The sequence below is a fragment of the Aliikangiella litoralis genome (genome assembly GCF_052495765.1).
In genome coordinates this window covers 703716-726985 of the sequence record NZ_CP199292.1, presented here as the reverse complement: position 1 = coordinate 726985, position 23270 = coordinate 703716, and the positions used below count along the sequence as shown (strand labels likewise).

The 23270-nt window shown below is 37.7% G+C and carries 20 protein-coding genes and 5 tRNA genes; 4 read left to right on the top strand and 21 right to left on the bottom strand.

What is annotated here, in order from left to right; translation table 11 throughout:
• Positions 1-90: 90 nt before the first annotated feature.
• The 16 genes from rpoB to murB all read right to left on the bottom strand — a co-directional run bounded on the left by rpoB (position 91) and on the right by murB (position 13048).
• Positions 91-4161 carry a DNA-directed RNA polymerase subunit beta gene (rpoB, locus tag ACT5E3_RS03175; RefSeq protein WP_444996862.1) on the bottom strand — a complete coding sequence of 1357 codons (4071 nt, stop codon included), beginning with the start codon at positions 4159-4161 and terminating at the stop codon, positions 91-93.
• A gap of 274 nt (positions 4162-4435) precedes the next feature.
• Entirely contained in the window at positions 4436-4810 is a 375-nt protein-coding gene (gene rplL / locus ACT5E3_RS03170; RefSeq protein ID WP_444996861.1) for a 50S ribosomal protein L7/L12, read from the bottom strand.
• Between the two features lie 75 nt (positions 4811-4885).
• Positions 4886-5413, bottom strand: a complete 528-nt coding sequence (gene rplJ, locus ACT5E3_RS03165; RefSeq protein ID WP_444996860.1) for a 50S ribosomal protein L10 — start codon at positions 5411-5413, stop codon at positions 4886-4888.
• A 284-nt stretch (positions 5414-5697) separates the two neighbouring features.
• Positions 5698-6399, bottom strand: a complete 702-nt coding sequence (gene rplA, locus ACT5E3_RS03160) for a 50S ribosomal protein L1 (protein WP_444996859.1) — start codon at positions 6397-6399, stop codon at positions 5698-5700.
• Positions 6400-6402: 3 nt separating this feature from the next.
• Entirely contained in the window at positions 6403-6831 is a 429-nt protein-coding gene (gene rplK / locus ACT5E3_RS03155; protein WP_444996858.1) for a 50S ribosomal protein L11, read from the bottom strand.
• A 154-nt stretch (positions 6832-6985) separates the two neighbouring features.
• On the bottom strand, positions 6986-7519 hold the full coding sequence (gene nusG, locus ACT5E3_RS03150) for a transcription termination/antitermination protein NusG (protein WP_444996857.1): 534 nt from the start codon (positions 7517-7519) through the stop codon (positions 6986-6988).
• Between the two features lie 4 nt (positions 7520-7523).
• Entirely contained in the window at positions 7524-7901 is a 378-nt protein-coding gene (gene secE, locus ACT5E3_RS03145; RefSeq protein ID WP_444996856.1) for a preprotein translocase subunit SecE, read from the bottom strand.
• A gap of 51 nt (positions 7902-7952) precedes the next feature.
• Positions 7953-8028 (bottom strand) — tRNA-Trp (locus tag ACT5E3_RS03140).
• A 54-nt stretch (positions 8029-8082) separates the two neighbouring features.
• Positions 8083-9273: an elongation factor Tu gene (gene tuf / locus ACT5E3_RS03135; protein WP_444996855.1), complete on the bottom strand. Its 1191-nt coding sequence runs from the start codon at positions 9271-9273 to the stop codon at positions 8083-8085.
• Positions 9274-9385: 112 nt separating this feature from the next.
• Positions 9386-9461 (bottom strand) — tRNA-Thr (locus ACT5E3_RS03130).
• A 13-nt stretch (positions 9462-9474) separates the two neighbouring features.
• A tRNA-Gly gene (locus tag ACT5E3_RS03125) sits at positions 9475-9548 on the bottom strand.
• 80 nt (positions 9549-9628) lie between these two features.
• Positions 9629-9712 (bottom strand) — tRNA-Tyr (locus ACT5E3_RS03120).
• A 189-nt stretch (positions 9713-9901) separates the two neighbouring features.
• A tRNA-Thr gene (locus tag ACT5E3_RS03115) sits at positions 9902-9977 on the bottom strand.
• A gap of 301 nt (positions 9978-10278) precedes the next feature.
• Positions 10279-11019, bottom strand: a complete 741-nt coding sequence (locus ACT5E3_RS03110; RefSeq protein ID WP_444996854.1) for a type III pantothenate kinase — start codon at positions 11017-11019, stop codon at positions 10279-10281.
• Entirely contained in the window at positions 11016-12011 is a 996-nt protein-coding gene (birA, locus tag ACT5E3_RS03105) for a bifunctional biotin--[acetyl-CoA-carboxylase] ligase/biotin operon repressor BirA (RefSeq protein ID WP_444996853.1), read from the bottom strand. Before birA ends, ACT5E3_RS03110 begins: the two co-directional genes overlap by 4 nt.
• 14 nt (positions 12012-12025) lie before the next feature.
• Positions 12026-13048: a UDP-N-acetylmuramate dehydrogenase gene (gene murB / locus ACT5E3_RS03100; RefSeq protein WP_444996852.1), complete on the bottom strand. Its 1023-nt coding sequence runs from the start codon at positions 13046-13048 to the stop codon at positions 12026-12028.
• Positions 13049-13237: 189 nt separating this feature from the next.
• On the opposite strand from murB, the gene ACT5E3_RS03095 reads away from it, so the two are divergent.
• The 3 genes from ACT5E3_RS03095 to ACT5E3_RS03085 all read left to right on the top strand — a co-directional run bounded on the left by ACT5E3_RS03095 (position 13238) and on the right by ACT5E3_RS03085 (position 16216).
• A complete protein-coding gene (locus ACT5E3_RS03095) occupies positions 13238-13801 on the top strand; it encodes a peroxiredoxin family protein (RefSeq protein ID WP_444996851.1) in 564 nt (187 codons plus the stop codon).
• Positions 13795-14454: a gluconate 2-dehydrogenase subunit 3 family protein gene (locus ACT5E3_RS03090; RefSeq protein ID WP_444996850.1), complete on the top strand. Its 660-nt coding sequence runs from the start codon at positions 13795-13797 to the stop codon at positions 14452-14454. Before ACT5E3_RS03095 ends, ACT5E3_RS03090 begins: the two co-directional genes overlap by 7 nt.
• A 64-nt stretch (positions 14455-14518) precedes the next feature.
• Positions 14519-16216, top strand: a complete 1698-nt coding sequence (locus tag ACT5E3_RS03085) for a GMC family oxidoreductase (protein ID WP_444996849.1) — start codon at positions 14519-14521, stop codon at positions 16214-16216.
• A gap of 109 nt (positions 16217-16325) precedes the next feature.
• On the opposite strand, the gene ACT5E3_RS03080 is transcribed toward ACT5E3_RS03085, so the two are convergent.
• Both ACT5E3_RS03080 and ACT5E3_RS03075 read right to left on the bottom strand, forming a co-directional pair.
• Entirely contained in the window at positions 16326-17444 is a 1119-nt protein-coding gene (locus ACT5E3_RS03080) for an aminotransferase class I/II-fold pyridoxal phosphate-dependent enzyme (protein WP_444996848.1), read from the bottom strand.
• A gap of 21 nt (positions 17445-17465) precedes the next feature.
• Positions 17466-18092, bottom strand: a complete 627-nt coding sequence (locus ACT5E3_RS03075; protein ID WP_444996847.1) for a LysE/ArgO family amino acid transporter — start codon at positions 18090-18092, stop codon at positions 17466-17468.
• A gap of 145 nt (positions 18093-18237) precedes the next feature.
• Here ACT5E3_RS03075 and ACT5E3_RS03070 point away from each other — a divergent pair, with 145 nt between their 5' ends.
• Positions 18238-19131 (top strand): LysR family transcriptional regulator ArgP, encoded by an 894-nt coding sequence (locus tag ACT5E3_RS03070; RefSeq protein WP_444996846.1) that lies wholly within the window; start codon positions 18238-18240, stop codon positions 19129-19131.
• A gap of 22 nt (positions 19132-19153) precedes the next feature.
• Here the strand turns inward: ACT5E3_RS03070 and ACT5E3_RS03065 are convergent, their stop codons facing one another.
• The 3 genes from ACT5E3_RS03065 to ACT5E3_RS03055 form a co-directional block, all read right to left on the bottom strand.
• Entirely contained in the window at positions 19154-19528 is a 375-nt protein-coding gene (locus ACT5E3_RS03065; RefSeq protein WP_444996845.1) for a hypothetical protein, read from the bottom strand.
• 194 nt (positions 19529-19722) lie between these two features.
• Positions 19723-20799, bottom strand: coding sequence for a 3-deoxy-7-phosphoheptulonate synthase (locus ACT5E3_RS03060; protein WP_444996844.1), 1077 nt, complete (start codon positions 20797-20799; stop codon positions 19723-19725).
• A gap of 604 nt (positions 20800-21403) precedes the next feature.
• Positions 21404-22801 (bottom strand): alpha/beta fold hydrolase, encoded by a 1398-nt coding sequence (locus tag ACT5E3_RS03055; protein WP_444996843.1) that lies wholly within the window; start codon positions 22799-22801, stop codon positions 21404-21406.
• Positions 22802-23270 lie beyond the last annotated feature (469 nt).

The following is a 23270-nucleotide window of genomic DNA, read 5'->3' as shown; positions in this document are numbered from 1 at the left end:
TTTTTCTCCTCCCGGAGTTCAATAGAAACTGATGGTTAGTTGCTTGCGAGCATTTAACAACAAATGCCGCAAGCCATTCCGCAATAGTATTTAGTCTTCCAATTCCAACTCGATATTAATACCAAGCGATCTGATTTCCTTGACTAAAACATTAAAGGACTCAGGCATACCTGGATCCATGCGGTGATCACCGTCAACAATATTTTTATACATTCTAGTACGTCCATTCACATCATCGGACTTAACAGTCAGCATTTCTTGTAGGGTATAAGTCGCACCATATGCTTCCAATGCCCATACTTCCATTTCCCCGAAACGCTGACCACCAAATTGAGCTTTACCACCCAATGGTTGTTGCGTAACCAGACTATAAGATCCTGTTGAACGTGCATGCATTTTGTCATCAACTAAGTGGTTAAGTTTCAGCATATACATGTAGCCAACAGTTACAGGTCTTTCAAATTGGTCGCCTGTACGTCCATCATATAACCATGATTGACCAGAAGTACTTTCTCCGGCCAACTCCAGCAAATGCTTAATTTCTGACTCTTTAGCTCCATCAAAAACAGGAGTTCCCATAGGCACACCGTTACGCAAATTGCTTCCTAAAGTTAAAATCTCTTCGTCTGTAAAAGAGTCTAAATCAACTGTTGGAATATCACGGTGGTTGTAAACTTTCCCTAAAAACTCTCTCATATTGTGTATTGTTTGTTGCTCTTCGATCATATCGTCAATCTTACGACCGATACCTTTAGCAGCCCAACCTAAATGAGTTTCGAGTATTTGCCCGATATTCATACGAGATGGAACCCCTAGCGGATTTAACACAATATCGACAGGCTCACCATTTTCCAAATAAGGCATGTCTTCTACAGGAACAATATTTGAGATAACCCCTTTATTACCGTGACGACCAGCCATTTTATCACCTGGTTGTACACGACGTTTAACAGCCATATAAACTTTAACTACTTTTAATACACCAGGTGCTAAATCATCACCTTGAGTGATTTTTACTCGTTTGATCTCAAGTTTCTTATCGTATTCTTTTTTCTGTTCTTCAAGATTTGCTGCAAGTGCTTCGATTTGAGTTTGTAATTCTTCATCTCTCAATTGAATATCTAACCACTGTTCAGCACCAATTTCTTCTAAATATTCATCGGTAAGTGTAGTTCCTTTTTTAAGCCTTTCAGGCCCTTTTTCTGCAACAGCACCTTGAAGAATTTTATAAGCACGACCTTGAATGTTGCCTTTTAATATAGAAAGCTCGTCATTTAAATCTTTTTTCACACGAGCTATTTCACTGGCTTCAATATCCATAGCACGAGCATCTTTTTCAACACCATCACGAGTGAATACTTGAACATCAATGACGGTTCCAACGGTTCCCGATGAAACACGTAAAGAAGTATCTTTAACGTCACTCGCTTTTTCACCAAAGATAGCTCTTAATAGTTTTTCTTCAGGTGTTAGTTGAGTCTCACCTTTAGGCGTTACTTTACCCACTAAGATATCACCAGCTTTTACTTCAGCACCAACATAAACAATACCAGACTCATCTAGTTTTGCTAACGCGCTCTCACCTACATTTGGAATATCAGCGGTAATTTCTTCTGAACCTAATTTAGTATCACGAGCAATACAAGTTAACTCTTGAATATGAATACTGGTAAAACGATCTTCTTTTACCACATTTTCAGAAATTAAGATTGAATCCTCAAAGTTGTATCCATTCCAAGGCATAAATGCAATTTTCATATTTTGCCCAAGAGCCAACTCACCTAAATCAGTTGAAGGTCCATCAGCTAACACATCACCACGGCCAATTTTATGCCCAACACTCACTATTGGACGTTGGTTGATACAAGTATTTTGATTTGAACGCGTATATTTAGTTAAGTTATAAATATCAACACCGGCTTCACCGCCAATGGTTTCATCGTCATTAACACGAACAACAATACGACTTGCATCAACAAACTCAATAATTCCACCACGCTTAGCAGATACAGTTACACCTGAATCAACAGCTACAGTACGCTCCATGCCAGTACCAACAAGTGGCTTATCTGCACGTAATGTAGGAACCGCTTGACGTTGCATGTTTGACCCCATTAATGCACGGTTCGCATCATCATGCTCAAGGAACGGAATCATCGATGCAGCAACAGAAACAATTTGCTGTGGAGAAACATCCATATATTGAACATTATCAACAGTCGTTAAAGTAAACTCACCTTGATAACGACAAGAAACTAAGTCATCGGTCATATGACCATTACTATCGAGTACAACATTAGCCTGTGCAATATAATAATTCCCTTCATCTATAGCAGATAGGAAATCAATCTCCTCAGTTACTTGACCATTATCAACTCGCCTATAAGGCGTTTCTAAGAAACCGTAATCATTAGTTCTTGCATAACAAGCCAAAGAGTTTATCAATCCGATGTTTGGTCCCTCAGGTGTTTCAATCGGACAAACTCGACCATAATGAGTTGGATGAACATCTCGCACCTCAAAGCCAGCTCTTTCTCTTGTAAGACCACCAGGACCTAATGCAGAAACACGGCGTTTATGGGTAATTTCTGATAAAGGATTGTTTTGGTCCATAAATTGAGATAACTGACTTGAACCAAAGAATTCTTTAATTGCAGCAGAAACAGGTTTCGCATTAATTAAATCTTGCGGCATTAAATTATCAGCTTCAGCCATACTCAAGCGTTCTTTTACTGCTCGTTCAACTCTCACCAATCCAACTCGGAACTGATTTTCGGCCATTTCACCAACACTTCGAATACGACGATTTCCAAGATGGTCAATATCATCAACAACACCTTTACCATTTCGAATATCTAGTAATGTGTTAACAACATCGATTATATCTTGTTTAGATAAAGTACCTTCACCCTCATCAGAATCTCGACCCACACGACGATTAAACTTCATTCGTCCAACTCTTGATAAGTCGTAACGATCTTCGGTAAAGAATAAATTTTCAAATAACGTTTCAGCAGAATCTTTTGTTGGCGGTTCGCCAGGACGCATCATACGATAAATTTCAATCAAAGCTTCTAAAGCGGTTGTACTTGGATCTATTTTTAGTGTATCTGAAATATAAGGTCCGCAATCCAAATCATTAGTAAATAGTGTTTCAAATTGAGTAACGCCAGCTTCTTGAATTTTAGCTAATAACTCTTCTGTTACTTCAGAGTTTGCTTCAACTAAAACCTCTCCGGTTTCTTCATCAATAATATCGCGAGCAGTTGCTTTGCCAATCAAATAGTCAGCTGGAATTTCTATCTTATCAGTACCAGCTTTTTCAAGTTCTTTAATATGACGAACAGTAATTCTACGACCCGCTTCAACAATAACTTTACCGCCTTTACCTTTAATATCAAAAGAAGCAATTTCACCGCGTAACCTTTCAGGGATTAGAGCAAGTGTTATGATTCCTTCTTTATCAATATTCAACTTGTCATTGTTATAAAACATTTCCAGCATTTCAACAGTTGAATAACCAAGTGCACGTAATAAAATTGTTGCAGGTAGTTTACGTCGACGATCGATTCGAACGAAGACACAATCTTTTGGATCAAATTCGAAATCTAACCAAGAACCACGGTATGGTATAACTCGCGCATTATAAAGAAGCTTTCCAGACGAATGCGTTTTACCTTTATCTGAGTCAAAAAAGACACCTGGACTACGATGTAACTGAGAAACAATAACTCGCTCAGTGCCATTGATAACAAAAGTACCATTATCCGTCATCAAAGGCATTTCACCCATATAGACTTCTTGTTCACGAACCTCTTTTACTGTCTTATTTTTATTTTCTTTATCGTAAATGACTAATCTGATTTTGACTCTTAAAGCAGCAGAATAAGTCACACTCCTAATTTGACATTCTTTTACATCAAATACAGGCTCACCAAGCGTGTAACTGATATACTCTAAAGCTGCTGAACCAGAATAGCTGGTGATTGGAAATACAGACTTAAATGCTTTTTCAAGACCAGAATCAACAATATCGTCTTTATTTAAAAAAGAGCGATAAGAGTCTAATTGAATTGCAAGCAAATAAGGGACATCTAAAACTCTTTTATTCAGGCCGAAATCCTTCCGGATTCGCTTTTTCTCAGTATATGAATATGCCATCTGGGCTCCTCAGTTAGCTTTCATTTGTTTTTTATAATCAATTCTTGATACGGCGAAATTGACTATGAATACACTACAAAAACTTAAAACTACAACATTTTTACCGGATACATTTACCACAAACCTGCATTCAAAAGTTTAACCACATATTTTGAATTATTGACAAGTCCGTATCAAAAAATGTATCTGAAACACCGCTTAAAAAACGGCAAAACGGCCGGAGGCAAATTTGCCACCAGCCGGATTATCCAAGCTAGCTAAAAGTAGAATTCAATTACTTGATTTCTACAGTAGCGCCTGCTTCTTCAAGCTGCTTTTTAACATCTTCAGCTTCTTCTTTAGCAACGCCTTCTTTGATAGGTGTTGGAGCACCTTCAACAGCAGCTTTTGCTTCTTTAAGACCTAAACCTGTAATACCACGAACCGCTTTAATTACAGCAACTTTGTTAGCACCAAAGCTAGTCATAACAACGTCAAACTCAGTTTGCTCAGCAGCAGCAGGTGCATCAGCAGCTGGGCCAGCAACAACAGCAGTAGCTGCAGCAGCAGTTACGCCAAATTTTTCTTCCATTGCTTCAACTAGTTCAACAACTTCCATTACTGACATTTCAGCAATTGCATTTAAGATATCATCTTTAGAAAGAGCCATTACTCATTCTCCTGGGAAAATTTAAATTAAAAATTAAAAAAACTTTAGTAATTACGTAAACGATCTGTTGAATAATTACGCTGCTTGCTTCTGTTCTTTCACCGCATTGATTACACGAGTAATACGCGATGGGAATTCGTTTAATGTACGAGCCAGTTTTGTTACTGGTCCATTCATTACACTCATCAAAGAAGCAATTGCTTCATCTTTAGTTGGTAGCTTAGCAACCGCATCCAATTGATCAGCACTATGTAAAGTACCGCCAACTGCAATCGCTTTTGCTTCTAACTTATCGCAATCTTTTGCAAAATCGCGAACTAGTCGTGCAGCTGCGCCAGGCTCTTCTAGCGAAAACGCACAGACAACCTGTCCAACTAAAGCTTCATTCAAGCAAGCGAACTCTGTATCTTCAACAGCACGTTTAGCAAGAGTATTTCGTACTACTCGTAAGTAGACGCCACTCTCACGGGCCTTGACGCGTAGCGCAGTCATTTGATCGACTGTCATACCACGGTACTCAGCAAGTACAGCAGATAGTGCAGTAGAAGCAATTTCATTAACCTCTTCAACTATCGCCTTTTTACCTTCAAGTCCAAGTGCCACGTTGTTCACCTCCAAAAGGTCTAACCCTAAGGCTAGAGGATTTACAATACAGAACAAAAATTAAAACCTTTTGCTCCAGTGTAAACGATGAACCGCCCAGAATACTGAGTCGGGTACCACCGCCTGCGTAGGCTATTTTTAAGACCATTCTTTAACTTATCTCATAAAGATAAACTACGTTAAAAAATTTTCACCTACGGTCTATGACGGTATTTAAATCAACTCACAGTGTTTATTGATCTAAATACCCAAGCTCTAGAGCAGACTAAAAGCCTGCCTTCGAACTAATCTTTAATATCAACAGTTGCAATATCAACTGCTATACCAGGCCCCATAGTAGAGCTGATAGATAATTTCTTTAAATAGGTTCCTTTAGCTGATGCAGGCTTTGCTTTTTTAAGCGCTACCATTAAAGAACTCAAATTCTCTGATAAAGCTTTAACTTCAAAGCTTCCTTTACCGATAGAGGCATGAATAATACCAGCTTTATCTGTACGGTATTGAACTTGTCCAGACTTTGCATTGTTAACCGCAGTTGCCACATCAGGTGTTACTGTTCCAACTTTAGGGTTAGGCATTAAACCACGAGGCCCTAAAATTTGACCTAATTGACCAACAACACGCATGGCGTCAGGACTAGCAATAACAACATCAAAATCCATGTTGCCTTTTTTTACTTCTTCAGCCAGATCTTCCATACCAACAATATCGGCACCAGCTTCTTTCGCTGCATCAGCATTTGGGCCTTGAGTAAAAACAGCTACTCTAACGTTTTTACCGGTACCATTTGGTAACACTGTTGCGCCACGGACAACCTGGTCTGACTTTCGTGGATCTACACCAAGATTAATTGCAGCATCAATAGACTCATCAAACTTAACGGCCGATACTTCTTTAATCAGCGTTAAGGCTTCTTCTATTGTATAAACCTTAGTTTTATCAACTTTCTCGTTAATTTGTTTTTGACGTTTAGATAATTTAGCCATGAATTAACCCTCCACCTCTACGCCCATTGAACGAGCTGTACCCGCTAATGTTCTTACCGCAGCATCAAGGCTAGCAGCCGTTAAATCAGGCTCTTTTGTATTAGCAATTTCTTCTAATTGAGCTCGTGTAATTTTTCCTACTTTTTCTGTATTAGGTCGTCCACTACCTTTTTTAAGGCCAATAGCTTTCATAATAAGAACTGCTGCAGGTGGTGTCTTTGTCACAAAAGTGAAACTACGATCACTGTATACTGTGATAACAACAGGAATTGGTAGACCTTTTTCTACTTTATCTGTAGCAGCATTAAATGCTTTACAGAATTCCATGATATTAACACCATGTTGTCCTAATGCAGGACCAACAGGAGGACTAGGGTTTGCCATACCGGCACCGATTTGTAGCTTAATATAAGCGTCGACTTTTTTAGCCATTATTACACCTCATTTAGGGTTCAAGCGCCTCAGGTTTGGTAAACATACCAACTTTATAGCTCCCCTTTATTTAACGTAAAAAAAACACCCACAGCACGTGAATGCCATGTTTGTTTTTCTGAAACTGTTTTATAGTCCAACTAAAAAGTTAAACTTATCCCTTTTCAACTTGACTAAAATCAAGTTCAACCGGGGTTGAGCGACCAAATATCATTACAGACACTTGTAGTCTACTCTTCTCATAATTAACTTGTTCTACAACTGCATTAAAATCAGCAAAAGGCCCATCAATAACTCGAACGGCTTCACCAGCCTCAAATAATGTTTTAGGCTTCGGTTTATCTGTTGATTCTTCTAAACGGTTTAGGATTGCATCAGCTTCTTTCTGGCTAATAGGCGCTGGTCGATCGCTTGTACCACCAATAAAACCCAAGACTCTAGGGGTTTCTCTGACTAAATGCCATGAATCATCGCCCATTTCCATTTCTACAAGAACGTAACCTGGAAAGAATTTTCTTTCACTTTTACGCTTCTGACCAGCTCGCATTTCAACAATTTCTTCTGTTGGAACTAAAATCTGACCAAACTTCTCTTCTAGACCATGCAGCTTAACTCGTTCTTCTAGTAAATTTCGTACTTTACTTTCATAACCAGAATATGCCTGTACAACATACCACTTTAGTGACATTGAATTATCCTCTTACGGTTAAGAAACTAATTAGTTTCACTAGAACCGCATCAATTCCCCAAAGAAGCAATGAAACAATGGCAACAGCCACAATAATTATAATTGTGGTTTGTACAGTTTCATTCCGCGTTGGCCAAACAACTTTTCGAGCCTCAACTTTCGACTCTTTCGCAAATATTAAACCAGCTTTACCTTTAGTTGTGGTGAAGCCAATACCTAGTCCAATAGCAACTAAGGCTATAATGACACCCACACGAATAAGAACTGAACCATCAACTAAATAGTGATTAGCATAAACAGCACCTGCAAGTGCTAAAACGGCTAATATCCATTTAATCGGATCAAATGATGATGTCGTTGCTGCTTGTTCTTGTACGCTCATAAAATAACCAAAAGTAAGTATCTAAGTTGTAATATTTTTATTTTATTGCAGTGGCAGGCCAGGAGGGACTCGAACCCCCAACCTGCGGTTTTGGAGACCGCTGCTCTACCAATTGAGCCACTGGCCTGCAATAAATCGCGGTGTTTAAAACACCGCTAATAAAAACATGTTTTGAATTTACTTAAGCAATAATCTTAGAAACAACACCCGCACCAACCGTACGACCACCTTCTCGAATTGCAAAACGTAAACCTTCATCCATCGCTATCGGTGCTATTAACTCAACTTCCATTTTGATGTTATCTCCTGGCATTACCATCTCTACCCCTTCTGGTAATTCACAAGCACCTGTCACGTCTGTTGTTCTAAAGTAGAACTGTGGACGATAACCTTTAAAGAAAGGCGTATGACGTCCACCTTCATCTTTACTCAAGATATAAATCTCTGCTTCAAATTTCGTATGAGGTGTAATTGAACCCGGCTTCGCTAATACCTGACCACGCTCAACTTCATCACGCTTAGTTCCACGTAACAAGATACCTACGTTATCCCCTGCACGACCTTCGTCTAATAACTTACGGAACATCTCTACACCTGTTACCGTCGTTTTAGTGGTATCTTTTATGCCTACGATTTCTATCTCTTCGCCAACATTGATGATACCACGCTCGATACGACCTGTTACAACTGTTCCACGTCCTGAGATTGAGAATACATCTTCTATCGGCATGATGAAATCTTTATCGATATCACGCTCTGGCTCTGGTATGTAAGAATCAAGGGCCGCCGCTAATTCTAAAATGGCACCTTTTCCTAATTCTCCTTCATCTCCTTCTAAAGCTTTTAACGCTGAACCTTTGATAATTGGTGTATCATCACCTGGGAATTCATAAGCGTCTAATAACTCTCTAACTTCCATTTCTACTAATTCTAATAACTCTTCATCATCAACCATATCGCACTTGTTTAAGAATACAACGATTTTCGGTACACCTACCTGACGAGATAAAAGAATGTGCTCACGGGTTTGTGGCATAGGGCCATCCGCTGCTGAACAAACTAGAATCGCACCGTCCATTTGAGCCGCTCCAGTGATCATGTTCTTAACATAGTCAGCATGTCCTGGGCAGTCTACGTGCGCGTAGTGACGACCTTCGGTTTCATACTCTACATGGGAAGTTGAGATTGTGATACCACGCTCTTTCTCTTCTGGAGCATTATCGATTTCTGCGAAATCTTTTGCTGCACCACCGAAAGCCGCTGATAAAACTGTACACATTGCTGCTGTCAGTGTGGTTTTTCCATGGTCAACGTGGCCAATTGTACCTACATTGACATGGGGTTTGGTTCGTTCAAATTTTTCCTTAGACATAAATGCCTCCAAAAAGAGTTTAAGCAAATTATAAAATAAAGCAGCTCACATTTGACACTCAAACGCACAAACATAGCTAAACCCGGAACAACCTTATTGATCCGGGTAAAAATGGTGCCGATAACCAGAGTCGAACTGGTGACCTCACCCTTACCAAGGGTGCGCTCTACCAACTGAGCCATATCGGCGCTTTGTTCGAACTGGAGCGGGTAGCGGGAATCGAACCCGCATCATCAGCTTGGAAGGCTGAGGTTCTACCATTGTACCATACCCGCCGTATTCAGACTTGCAATGTTACAAATCAATTTACATCACGACAAACAAAACTTATTAAGTAATTATCTACTTATTAATTTGGTGGAGGGGGGTGGATTTGAACCACCGAAGCTTACGCGTCAGATTTACAGTCTGATCCCTTTGACCACTCGGGAACCCCTCCGAATTTTTTATTTAATGAGTTATCTTCTCATTTTGATGCGCCGAAGTCTGACAATATATTGATTAAAAATCAACTAACTTATCTTTTACTTCAAAGCTTCTTACTTTATTAAGCTTTGATTTACGAAATCTAATAGCATTTAAAGCAAGACTAATAAGGTGTTTTACTTTACCCCTTATTATAATAATTTGGTGCCGGTTCCCGGAATCGAACTGGGTACCTACTGATTACAAGTCAGTTGCTCTACCAAGTGAGCTAAACCGGCATTTTTTCCCTTAATGAGTCTCTCTACTCAAGCAGGGACGCGAATTCTAAATAGTTATTTATAAATGATCAATGGCTTTTTCTATTTTTTTTCATTTTTTTTAAGTTATTAATGTAACCTTCTGTATTTTAAGTAATTTACAAATGCTTCCTAGAGCAAAAAATCACCAGTTATAAGGTTGATTAACAACTAAATGTTGATTGCATAAACCATCGTAGCTCCTACTTAACAACCCAATTGCTGAGCTGACTCAGTAAAACTTAAGATGCTTAGTGATAGCTGAATGATATTTTCTAAACTCTTACTCTAAATAAAGCCGAATAAGTCCATCAAAAACTAGATAAGGGCAATATTCAGTTTTTACAAGATCAGACGAAAATTTATTAGACCAATATTTTCCACCGCCACCAATTAATAACCAACGCTTAACCGAATTCTCTATATGATAATGCTCAAGTACACTATTTAAATAGCAGTGTATTAACGTTTCAATTCCATTATGCACACATTCTGTTGTCGATCCTCCTAACTGAAATGCGTGATAATTTTTTTGTACCGTCAAGTCAGGTCTAACCTGGCCGGTGGTGTTTAGGCTACTCAATAACAAACGCTTACCAGGTAAAATGTGACCGCCAACATGTGCTTTAGGCTTTACAATATCCAATGTAATAGCCGTACCAAGACTAATAACCCCTACGGTTTCTTTTGGATCATGTGCAGCTAAAATAGCCAGCCATCGATCAATTCCTAGTAATTCAGGAGCAGCATACGCACACTTTACACCGCAAGCAGAATGGGCTGTTTTTGCAAAAAATACCTGAGTACTTTTTTCCTTCAGTAATAACTCTAAAAGCTGATTATCTTCAGTTACTCGTACTGATGAAACTAAAACCTGTTCATAATTTTTTGCCATGAGTCTTTTACTAAGCTCATCAACGTTTTCCACTTGGTAAATTTTTGATTGGTAGAGTAAAGGAAGCTCTAAAGAATCAACTTCGATAAATTTAAGATGTGTATTCCCCCAATCTATTAGTAAAATCATCTATCGATTCTCCTTTTTCTGAGACTCACTTCACCTGAATGAAAAATCTGTATGCCATCAATAGTTTCAAGCCTCAATGCGCCATTATTTTCTATGCCAACTTCTTTTCCTTCAACTTTTCCTTGAGGAGTAAAAATTGTCACAGGCTGCATATACAATGCGCTTAAACTCTGCCAACTAGAAACAAAAGGCGTAAACCCAGACGCTTGGTAAAGCGTTAGTGTTTTATCTATTCCGACTAAAAGCTTAGCTAATACTTCACTACGCGTTAGTTGTTTCGAGACTATGTCACATAAATTGGCCCAAGGCTGATCAATTGATTGCCCCTGATTTAGCTGCATATCCCAATTAATACCAACTCCAATATTTAAAAAGCTAGAATCATTACTATCACCAATAGCCTCAACTAAAATTCCCGCTAACTTTTGATTGTTTAACAATAGATCATTAGGCCACTTAATTTTAACGGGCTCGGTAGTCAAATGATTTAAAGTCTTCGCTAAACTGATGCCCACAGCAAGACTAATCCCTCCAAGAGCGCTCAAACCTAAAGGAAGCTGCACCGCAATAGAAAAGTATAAGTTGGCCCCAAAAGGGGAAACCCAAGGACGTCCTTTACGGCCACGTCCCGCTGTTTGGTGTTCGGCGATACAAACTCTGCCTTTAAAAGGTTCTTGTTTCCACTTTCTAGCAATATAGTCAGCGGTTGAATCAATAGAAGTTAATACATCAACTTGAGTAAAATGATGATTATTCACTAATGCACCAGACAAGAACTCAGCATCCAATAACTTTAATCCTCCAGGGATTTTGTAACCTTTACCACGGACGGAGTATATATTAACCTGCCAAGATATTATTTTCTGAATTAGCTTCCATACCGCCGTTCTTGATACCTCAAGCTGCTCAGCAAGGCTCTCGCCTGAATGAAAACGACCATCAGCAAGGCACCTTAGTAATGCCTCAATTCTTAAAATAGTTTTGTTTGTCATAGCTTTTCTATAGTTTACAGATCGCTTAAACCGATCACTCGTACTTCGACTTCCAACTGGACATTAAACACCTGAAGTATTTTTTTCTGGATTTTTTCAGCCAACTGCCAAAGCTTAATACCTTGAGTTTCTGCATAGTTGACAAGTACCAATGCCTGATTAGCATGCACTCCTACATCACCTTCTCTAACACCTTTAAACCCAGCCTTTTCTATCAACCAACCTGCAGCGAGTTTCATACCCTTTTCTACAGGGAAAGCAACAATATCAGGATAATTCAATTTCAACTTTTCAAACACTTTTTGTTGAACAACAGGATTCTTAAAAAAGCTCCCGGCATTGGCCAATTTTTTAGGATCTGGCAACTTTTCCTGCCGGACCTGACAAACTCTTTGCATTACCGCTTGAGGTAAAATATTAACCTGACCAGAGAAGTGCTCAGCTAAAGGTGGATAGGTTAAGCAAAGTTGTGGCTTTTTATTTAAGTTAAATTCAACACGAGTAATAAGAAATTTTCCTTTAGGCGCTTTTTTGAAAAAACTCTCTCGATAACCAAACTGACACTCATCATGTGCCAATAAATGCAGCTCACCTGAATCCAAGTCAACACACTCAACACGATGAATATACCTTTCAACTTCAACCCCATAAGCACCTATATTTTGTACAGGAGCAGCACCAACGGTGCCGGGTATGAGAGCTAAGTTTTCTAATCCGTACCAGTTATTTTTTAGTGTTTCTATCACTAATTGATGCCAATTATGCGATGCACCAACCGATATTCGAATCTCGTTTTCATCTTGATGAATGATGTTAATACCAAAAATTTGTGGGTAAAGTATCAGTCCCTCAAAGTCACCTACAAATAAAATGTTACTACCGCCACCTAAAACCAGCCGATTAGGATAAAGGCTGATTTGTGGTATAACATTAAGCAACTCATGGCAAGAATTTAGCTGGATAAAGTGACTGGCTGTAGCACTAACGGCAAAAGTGTTTAGTTTTTTAAGTGCGACGTTTGATCTGATTTTCGGCAATGAACGATGGTCTCTCAATAAATTTTCAACTATTCTACACTAGACAATTAGCTTAAAGCACCCAAAACTGTAATCATTGACACCAAATGAAACAAAAGGCTTTTGCCATCTTTTGCCCAATCTGTAACAATTTAGTCTAACAAGCGGTCTTTAAAGCAATAGGCTTTATTGACATTAAAAGGTAACACAGTGAAAAAAATAGACTTTTATACTCCTTTATTAATCTTATGTTTAAGCTTAAGTCTTGTAGTAAAAGCAGATGAAGATGAGCCCACTGAAGGGCAAATCGCTCCTGACTTTGAAATAACCCAAATGGATGGTAGCAAATTCAAACTCAGTGAACTAAAAGGGAAAAAACCAGTATATCTCGTTTTTTGGAATACCTGGTGCACCTACTGCATGAAAAAAATTCCAAAATTAAAAGATGCCCAAAATAATCTATTCAATGATATTCAAATTATCGCCATTAACACTTCACGCAAAGACTCAATCGAAAAATCACTGAAATTCCGTAAACAATTCGAAATTAATTATCCGCTAGCCTTCGATCATGACAAAAAAATCACTGATCTTTATGGTGTATGGGGAACACCCACAGAATTTATCATTGATATTAATGGCATTATTCAACATAGAGATGGTGTACCAGATGATTTACGACAACATTTAGCGCAGTGGAGTAAACTGACTAAAAATACGCAAATAACAGTGTCAACATCCCAAAACTGTGGTGAGGAAAAACAAACTTGCTAACTAAAATATTAACTAAACCCGACGCGAAAAAAGGCTCTTCACAAAAAGAATACCAAGGGCCTTTGTCTAGCGGTTTAAATCGTAGAGCTTTTTTAAAAACAAGTACAGCAATTAGTTTGCTTGGTGGATTAGCAGCCTGTAAGCCAACCGTACCAAAACCAATATCTCATCAACAAAATCCTAAAAACGAAAGTATATCAACAAGCAATCAAATTTTTACGACATCACATCAACAATCACTCAATGCAGTCTTAATGCAGTTATTTCCAGCCGATGGCAATGGACCAAGCGCACAAGATATTAACGCACTGAATTATCTCGAGTGGGCAATGACAGATATGAATAATATTGATGATGGTGATCCTGACTTCATTATTAAAGGAATTGGTTGGATGGAAGACTTATCACAACAAACTCAGGGTGATAGTTTTACCAATTTACCATCATCTCAACAAGACAAAGTTTTAAAACAAATATCACAGTCACAAGCCGGTGAAAACTGGCTTTCTTTATTAATGTATTATTTAACCGAAGCTTTATTACTCGATCCTGTTTATGGCGGAAATACAGATCGTATTGGTTGGCAATGGCTCGAACATCAAGCAGGATTTCCACAGCCAGAAATTGGTAAAACTTATCGCGACTTTGATTAAGCCTATTACCCATAAACGAGCTAATCAGAAAACGAGCCTACCAGACACTCAAGAGAACGACTTAATGAAAAAACAGCGCAATTCAACTCTAGAATATGATATCTGTGTTATTGGCAGTGGTGCTGGTGGAGGACCAGTTGCTTATGAACTTGCAAGAGCAGGTTATCGAGTTGTCGTTGTAGAAAAAGGCGGCTGGTATAACGAGCAAGACTTTAAAAAAGATGAAATGCTTTCCAGACGTAATATATTTCGTTCAAAACTTAAAGATGAGCGTCACATATTAGTAGAACCAAATGATGAAGGCGGTTGGGACTCAAATAACACCGCTGAGTTTTGGGGAGGTAATATTGTTGGTGGCGCCACTAACTTTATGAGTGGTTACTTCCACCGCTTAAAGCCTGAAGACTTTAGACTGTTATCCGAATTTGGACCTATTGAAGGAGCGAACATAGCAGACTGGCCGATTACTTATGCCGAGCTAGAACCTTATTATACAAAAGTAGAACAAGTCATTGGAGTGTCAGGAAAAATTGTTAAACACCCCAACTTAGAACCTCGCTCAACGGCAGATTACCCTTTTCCACCAACAGCAGAGCACCCTATTGCTCGTTGGTTTGATAAAGCCGCGACAGAACTAGGGTTTCATCCTTTTCCAATGGCAAGAGGGATTTTATCACAACCCTTTAATGGAAGACGTAGCTGCGAATATTCAGGTTATTGCGGTAGCTATGGTTGTCACTCTGGCGCTAAAGCAAGTTCACGAGCAGCATTATTAGACCAAACAGTTAGAACCGGCAACTGTGATGTCATCACACATGCTAAGGCATATCATATAAACACCAATAATCAAGGTAATGCTTCATCAATCGATTACTACGATCAACATGGCAATAGTGTTCGTATTAAAGCTAAAATATTTACCGTAGCTTGCTACTCAATGGAATCCAGCCGTTTATTGTTAAGTTCCACAGGCGAAAAACACCCTGATGGTATTGGTAATAGATATCAACAAATTGGTAAAAATTTACATTGCTGCGCCGGTGGTACAGGTCATGGCATTTTCGACCTCACACAATTCACAGAAAGCCAAGCTCTCGAGCTTAAAGTCAGAGGACCTTTTTTTAACCGTGCGCTTCAAGACTGGTATTTCATTGATGATAAAAAAGCATTTGGTAAAAAAGTAAAAGGAGGCACTATTGATTTTGTTTTTGATCCTCCCTCACCAACAGCAGATGCCAATAGCTTAAAGTGGGATGATAACAACAACCTACTCTGGGGAAGTGCTTTTAAGCAAAAACTAAAATCTCACTTTACTCAATCTCGTGACTTCAAATTTGAGGTTTTTTGTGACTGGTTGCCCACCGATAATTGCCATGTAAGTTTAGATAATACTGAAAAAGATAAATGGGGCTCTCCTGTTGCCAAAGTACAAGTGGGCTATCATCCACATGACTTAAAAGTCGCCCAATATATTGTTAATAAAGGAGTACAAGTGATGAAAAAAATGGGGGCCAAAGAATATTATGGCAATGCTTTTACCTCCCCAACTTCGAACTTAATAGCAGGAGGATTACGTTTTGGACACAACCCCAAAACGTCAGCTCTTGACGCAGATTGCCGGGTTCATGGCACCAGTAATTTATTTGTCACTGATGGCAGTTTTATGCCCAATGGCGGTAGCGTAACACCAACCTGGACCATATATGCAAATGCATTTAGGGTGGCAGATAAAATCAAAGCACAACTAGGCTCCGTAATCTAAATGAGACTGCTTTTTAACGAAAGGAGTCAGAAAGACAACTCCCAGTAAATTGTGAGCCGAGCCACTCCAACCTGTAATCTATGCTTTGTTATAAACGACGAAACATAGGTTACTCATTTAAAAAGCGTCTCAATTGATTTAACCCTTCAATCATATTTTTTCGTCCAAAACCAATTCTAAAATGTTGAGACGATAATTCAAACAAATCTGAACGATACACCGAACCAGGTAATAGCAGCACACCATAGTTTTCTACTAATAAATCACAGAAATTTGCCACACCATTTTTGCCAAGATACTGAGGATAGGCAATGCATCCACCATCAGGTTGCTGCCATTCAAATAATGTTTTATATTCTTGAAAAAACTGGTTTAATTCCACTAAATTAGACTGAATCAAATCACGATTACGTTGTAATATTTTTTCTCGATGATTTAACGCAATAAAAGCCAGCTTTTCACTCGGTGCAGAATTGCAAATTGATAAATAATGTTTGTAGCGCTCGAATTGAAGTAGTAAATCAGTCTGTTGGCTGGCGATCCAGCCAATTCTTAATCCAGGTAAACCATAAGCTTTTGACATGACATTTAATGAAAAACCACGTTCATAAATATCTGCAACCTGTGGTAAACGTTTATTTTCATCAACTTCTAATAACCGATAAACTTCATCACTAAACAAATAAATACCATGATGGCGGCATAAGCTAATGATTGCGTCTAAATCAGTTTTAGAAATAGTTGCCCCTGTTGGGTTATTAGGAAAATTAATAGAAATTAATTTAGTATTGGGTTTAATGGCTCGTTTAATATCATCAACATCAATTTGCCAATGTTTACCAGCAGCTAATGGAACCCCTGTAACTTCACAGATATCTAATGGAATAGTTTCTGCCGCTTGATAATTAGGCACAACAACAATTGCATGATCACTTTTGTTAAGTAAAACTCGCATTGCAGTATAAATGCCTTCTTCAGCGCCATGAAAACACAGAATGTTTTTATCTGCCATTGTGTCATAAGTTTGCGCAATAACCTGCCGAAGTTCAGGACTGCCCCAGGTTTCGGTATAGCCCAACCATAAAGACATAAAACTTTCTTTTTCATCAGGGGTTGCCATTGCTAACAATTCTTCTAACGATAAACTTTCTGCATCAGATGCTGCTAAATTGTACTTGGCAACAAACTCCCATTTAGAAAAATAGGTTTCTAACTCAAAATTACGCATTTTATTTCCTCAATAATTCAGCTATACAGCAACTTTATCTAACCAGGCGCTAAGAAGCCCGTATGCAATTAAAAACATAATGCTCCCAATAAAAAAATCGATCACCTGTTTAACTTTTTTACGACTTAGAATAGGAGATAATTTTGCCGCGCCGAGAGACAAGCTATAAAACCATACAACAGAGGCTAACATGCACCCTAAGGTAAAAAACAATTTTACTTGCTCTGTAAATTGACTCCCTACACTACCAAGAATAACAATGGTATCAATATAAACATGTGGATTTAATAAGGTTACAGCTAATGTTGTAAAAATAACTTTTTTGAGTGAAGAGTGATTCTCTCCGGAACATGCAGCTTTATCAACTTCTCTCCAAATAGCTCGAAACGATAACAAACCATAAGCAACTAAAAAAATAATTCCGGCCCAAGTTATATAAGTTAACAAAGTCTCACTTTGGCTGATTAACTTTCCACCACCATAAACACCTAAAACAATTAAGCCAAAATCACAAACCATACAAATAGTTGCAGCGACAATATGATGCTGCTGTTTAACCCCTTGATTCAATATATAAGCATTTTGTGCACCGATAGGAACAATCATACTTAAACCTAATATAAAACCTTGAACAACAGAAAAGAGCATTGACCAATCCAAGCATTAAAACAATTTATGACAAAGGATAAACACGAGTCTACCCCAGCCTGAAAAATAAATATAATTAAATATTTTAATTAATTATAAGTTATTCTAATATTAAAGTTATTCTTAAAAACAAATAAATAATTTAATGAATAGAATTGATTATAAGTTATTGCACGCGCTTTATGTTGTCATTCAGGCCCAGAACTTTGAGCAAGCGGCTAGTCATTTACATATATCACAATCGGCAATATCGCAAAGAATTAAACTACTAGAGGAAATGATAGGACACCCTGTTTTAATTCGCAGTAAACCACTTACCCCAACAACTATTGGTGAGCGTTTAATCGCCCACTACCAGCAGGTCAATCAACTTGAACAAGATCTATTACCACAAATATTACCTGACACACCAACTCAACCGACAAAACTATCGATAGCGGTTAATGCAGATAGCCTAGCCACTTGGTTTTTCGATGCGCTGAGTCCTTTATTGACAGATAATCTTATCGAACTCAATCTGTTAGTGACTAACGAAGCCTATACAATTGACAAAGTGAAATCAGGAGAAGCATATGGAGCGGTAAGTACACAGTCAAAAGCTTTGCCAGGTTATCAAGCACAAAAATTAGGAGAAATGAGATATATAGCTGTTGCATCTAAAACATTTCAAAAGCATTTTTTTGCAAAAGGAGTTAACAAAAAATCGTTAAAACAAGCACCAGGCGTCGCCTTTGATCATCAAGATGATATGCATCACCAGTTTATAGAAAAACACTATCATCTTAAGCCCGGTGATTATCCGTGCCATGTTGTTCACTCATCCGAAGCTTTTGTTGATATGGCCAAGAAAGACCTAGCTTATTGCCTTATTCCAGAATTACAATTCACTCAGGAACTTGTAAAAAATCAACTGGTTAATATTCTTCCAGAAAAACAAGTGATTGAAAAACTTTATTGGCACTCTTGGTTGTTAAGCAAAGGTATTTTTCGTCAAGCAACAAAACTAATCGTTAACCATGCTCGTCAAACACTTGATTAGTTATCCATTCATTTTGTCAATATTAGTTTATTCGGGTCAATTTTGCTATTCGGGTACGTAAATCAAATTTTCCATAGGCTAACGCTTTTTGTTTATCTTTCAATGAAATTCTTAATGATATTTTATGAAAGTCGATTGTATTTGCATTAACAACCATGCCGGGGTAAACGATTTTGTTAAAACCTTTATCTTGATCTTCTCTCCACTCGTACACGATAGAATACTCTTGGTCACTCTTTGGAGTAACGGTTATACGTACATCAAATATACCATCCCATTTTCCACCCCAAGTTCCAACCAAGCTAGGATGCCAGTTAAAAATATCTTTCTCTTTAGCAGATACATTATGACTGACTAAAAAATAAATACTGAAAATAAATAATATCACTCTTAACATTACACCAACCCATACTATCTAATTTAGTCAGAGAGTAATTATTTTCAAAAAATATATCAATCTAATTTTGTCTGTGAGTTGGAATCAGCCTATCAATAAAAAACTCAAAGCCTATTCATTAGAACTCACTAAATTTAGCATACACTGTAACATTGCTAGTTAAGCTTCATCTCAAATGCTACCCCTGTAAGCAATTAAGCAACCGGAGCAAGCGTTCTGGTGGCAGTTGTAATTGAACTAACAGCATCTGCCAAGCGCTCTAGTGCGAGTAATGTTTCTTGCCAACCCAGACAAGGGTCGGTAATCGATTGCCCGTAAGTTAAATTTTTTCCATCACCTAGAGGTTGACTACCTGACAGCAGATGGCTTTCTAGCATTGCACCTAACAAACTCTCACGTCCCCTTTCGATTTGTTCACTTACAGATTCAACAACATCTAACTGACGTTGATAAATTTTTTGAGAATTGCCATGACTACAATCAACCACTATTCTGGCTGGCAAACCAGCTTCTAGCATCTCAAGTTCTACTCTATCAATATCTTGAGGGTAATAGTTAGGCTGCTCTCCTCCTCGTAAAATAATATGACCATGCGCATTACCTGAAGTACGAATAGTTCTAAGTTCACCATTCCAACCTTGAGTCGCAAAAACATGAGAGTTTTGTGCTGCATGAAAAGCATCAATAGCAACTTTTACACCACCATCTGTAGCATTTTTAAAACCGACAGGACAAGGTAATCCCGAAGATATCTGCCTATGCACCTGCGACTCAGTAGTACGCGCACCAATACTTCCCCAACTAATTAAATCAGCCAAATAAGAATAAGTTGAAGTATCCAAAAATTCTGTTGCCGTAGGCACATTTAATTGATTAATTTTTAATAACAATTGTCTTGCTTTAATTAACCCTGTTTGCATGTCTCCAGTATTGTCTAAATGAGGATCATAAATTAAACCAGTCCAACCTGTCCGAGTTCTTGGCTTTTCAAAATAAGTACGCATTACAATAAAAAGCTGCTGTCTATAAATTTGCTGAACTTGTGATAACCGTTGGGCATATTCATAAGCCGCATCAACATCATGAATGGAACAAGGTCCTACCATTACCATTAAACGTTTATCCTTTCTTTCAATAATACTCTCAATTTGTTGTCGAGAACGAGTTACAAAGCTCTCAACTTCTTCCGATACAGGAAAATCTCTAAACCATTGAGTTAAAGAAGGAATTGGTGCCCCAAAAGAGCCTTTTAATAAGGGAGCTTTTAACATGACGATATCCTTAAATGTTTTGTATGTGCGCTATCACTATTAGCTAACTAAACAATTTGGCTAACGATTAACCATTTTTTAATCACTGATAACATTGTGACTAATAATTATCTCAATCTTACAACATTCAACCAGAATTGATAATCATTATCATTTAGAAGCATAATGTCAAGATTAAAATTAAGATGCATAATGAATACACTCAAAAAATCTCATTAAAAGATTGAATTTAATCGTTTAATAATTTCAATATTAGCCAGGACAATAATGCCCATGTTGGATTACAGTAATTTTACACAATCCGTAAACAATATTTTGATTAGTGTAATAATTTTATTGGTAACGTTTTTACTCAGTGCATACCATCAAGAACCAGCGCAAAAAAATGCGGATAAAGAAGTCATAGTTCAAACCCATAATCAAGCATGGCCGCGTACAATCTCAACAGCAAAAGGCGAACTAGTTATTCTTTAAAAACCTCAACGAATATTTTCTACTAGCGTTACCATCACAGGCACTTTACTAGCATGTATTTTTCGCTGTGCTCATACACTATATTCTGTGTGGTAAAAGCTACTTCGGTTGGCCTTATCACACACCTTTATTATAAACGTTCAAATTCATCATCATACTCGCCATGCAGGCTGTAAATACTTTGGCTCGTTTGTGCGCGACTCACCGAAAAATAAACTTTACTCTCTCCATCTGTTTGCACCGCATTATTTTTTCCTATAAGGTAGCCGCCCGCGATATCGATCCAACTTTCATTTAGCATCAAGGGTATTTCACCTTTAAAGATGGCGTTGTTGCCTGTCATCTTTGAGTCGTTTAACTCTAAACTAACTTCATTATTATTAACAGACAAATTATCAAAAGTCATTGAAGAATTACGCATGATGATGCGCTGCGCATAAACATTTTCCAATTTAATATTATTACAATTTTCTAGTAATACTTCATTGAATATGCCTGTAAAATATAAATTACTTTCACCGTCACAATGTATATTACCTATTTCGCTATTCCCCAGAGAAGTAGTTTTTGGCTTATAGTATGTGGCGTTCCCCGCCAAAACTTTATTGACAAGCTGATTAAACTGTTTAAGGTGAGTAAACATAGGGACATGCTTTGCTGACTTAATCATATCAAAGGAAGCTTTTGGAATATGAAAAGCGAATACTTTTGCCACTCTTAATGAAGAAACAGGATCTTCAGTTCCCCAAATAATATGTGTAGGCATTTTGATTTGAGGAAGTATTAAGCTGTAGTCTGTTTCGATCAGTGCAATTGATGATTTTAATGTTTGTTGATTTTTAAAAAGATAATTTTTTGATAATGCGTTATTCACAATAAACTTTTCAAAATGCGGTAACTTATCTGTCATTTCAATAGTTGAAGAGCTGACTGTATTAACAATGTTCAACGCACCCTTTTTTATTTTTGATAAAAAACCATTGTCTTTCGAATTATCATTAAACGAAGCTAAAAAACGCATATAGACACTTCGCTGCAAGACTCCTGCAACACTGACTAATACTAACCGACTGAGTTCCTGAGGATATAAACTCGCATATTTTAAGCTAATAGCACCGCCTAAAGAATGACCGATAACAACTATTTTTTTGGACTTCGCATATTTCTGTTTTACCTTGTGTAAGAGTTTGGCATATTGATGGGGGGAATAAAATTCTGAATTCAACTCAGATTGACCAAAACCAGGTAGATCAATCGCAATCACATGATAGCTTTGAGCCAGTTCAGAAATAACACCTCGCCAGTCTTTCACCCCATTGTCTCCTAGCCCATGAACCAGCAAAACACTAAAATTATTTTTAATTCCAGATTGAACAATACGAACACTAGTAGTCTTCAGTAATTGCTTATCAAAGATCTCCACTTCTGATTTAATCGCTGATATTTGAGAAGCAGCTTCTAATTGAAGAAAAAACAATTGAACAAATAAAATACTGAAAAGCTTTACCCATCGATTATTTTTGGTCACGTTTATTTTCCAGAAATATAGTTACTCTAATAAGTATGCAATACTAAAACATACCTTAAATGGAATTAAAATTTAATACCTTGAGTTAAAAGCCGACTTAAGTAAGTAGGTTTAAGTCCGGTTGTATTGGTCTTTATCAACCCAACAATAGTGATTAATTAACGGTTAATGCAAACTCTGATTAAAACACTCAATACAATGTAAGTGTTTAATTCTGCTCTTCGAAAAAATAAGCCTCGATAATTGTCACGCTGAATCACATATTGAGGGATACTCGGAAATTTAAGCGAGCATGTCGGGCCATATTTATCATCTACAATCATTCATGACGGCATTATACACCTTTCTATCATAGAAAAGCCCAATATTCTAGCCCCACTGGTTTTCATCTCCCATCAACATCAATGATGAGATACATAAAATATAGACTTCACATTGAATAACAAAAATTATTATACGCCTATACAGC

Bases quoted from the DNA above. Each gene is read 5' to 3' on its own strand.
- rpoB (WP_444996862.1), bottom strand. From the start codon at position 4,161: ATGGCATATTCATATACTGAGAAAAAGCGAATCCGGAAGGATTTCGGC.
- rplL (WP_444996861.1), bottom strand. From the start codon at position 4,810: ATGGCTCTTTCTAAAGATGATATCTTAAATGCAATTGCTGAAATGTCA.
- rplA (WP_444996859.1), bottom strand. From the start codon at position 6,399: ATGGCTAAATTATCTAAACGTCAAAAACAAATTAACGAGAAAGTTGAT.
- rplK (WP_444996858.1), bottom strand. From the start codon at position 6,831: ATGGCTAAAAAAGTCGACGCTTATATTAAGCTACAAATCGGTGCCGGT.
- nusG (WP_444996857.1), bottom strand. From the start codon at position 7,519: ATGTCACTAAAGTGGTATGTTGTACAGGCATATTCTGGTTATGAAAGT.
- secE (WP_444996856.1), bottom strand. From the start codon at position 7,901: ATGAGCGTACAAGAACAAGCAGCAACGACATCATCATTTGATCCGATT.
- tuf (WP_444996855.1), bottom strand. From the start codon at position 9,273: ATGTCTAAGGAAAAATTTGAACGAACCAAACCCCATGTCAATGTAGGT.
- ACT5E3_RS03110 (WP_444996854.1), bottom strand. From the start codon at position 11,019: ATGATTTTACTAATAGATTGGGGGAATACACATCTTAAATTTATCGAA.
- birA (WP_444996853.1), bottom strand. From the start codon at position 12,011: ATGACAAACAAAACTATTTTAAGAATTGAGGCATTACTAAGGTGCCTT.
- ACT5E3_RS03085 (WP_444996849.1), top strand. From the start codon at position 14,519: ATGAAAAAACAGCGCAATTCAACTCTAGAATATGATATCTGTGTTATT.
- ACT5E3_RS03080 (WP_444996848.1), bottom strand. From the start codon at position 17,444: ATGCGTAATTTTGAGTTAGAAACCTATTTTTCTAAATGGGAGTTTGTT.
- ACT5E3_RS03075 (WP_444996847.1), bottom strand. From the start codon at position 18,092: ATGCTCTTTTCTGTTGTTCAAGGTTTTATATTAGGTTTAAGTATGATT.
- ACT5E3_RS03070 (WP_444996846.1), top strand. From the start codon at position 18,238: ATGAATAGAATTGATTATAAGTTATTGCACGCGCTTTATGTTGTCATT.
- ACT5E3_RS03065 (WP_444996845.1), bottom strand. From the start codon at position 19,528: ATGTTAAGAGTGATATTATTTATTTTCAGTATTTATTTTTTAGTCAGT.
- ACT5E3_RS03060 (WP_444996844.1), bottom strand. From the start codon at position 20,799: ATGTTAAAAGCTCCCTTATTAAAAGGCTCTTTTGGGGCACCAATTCCT.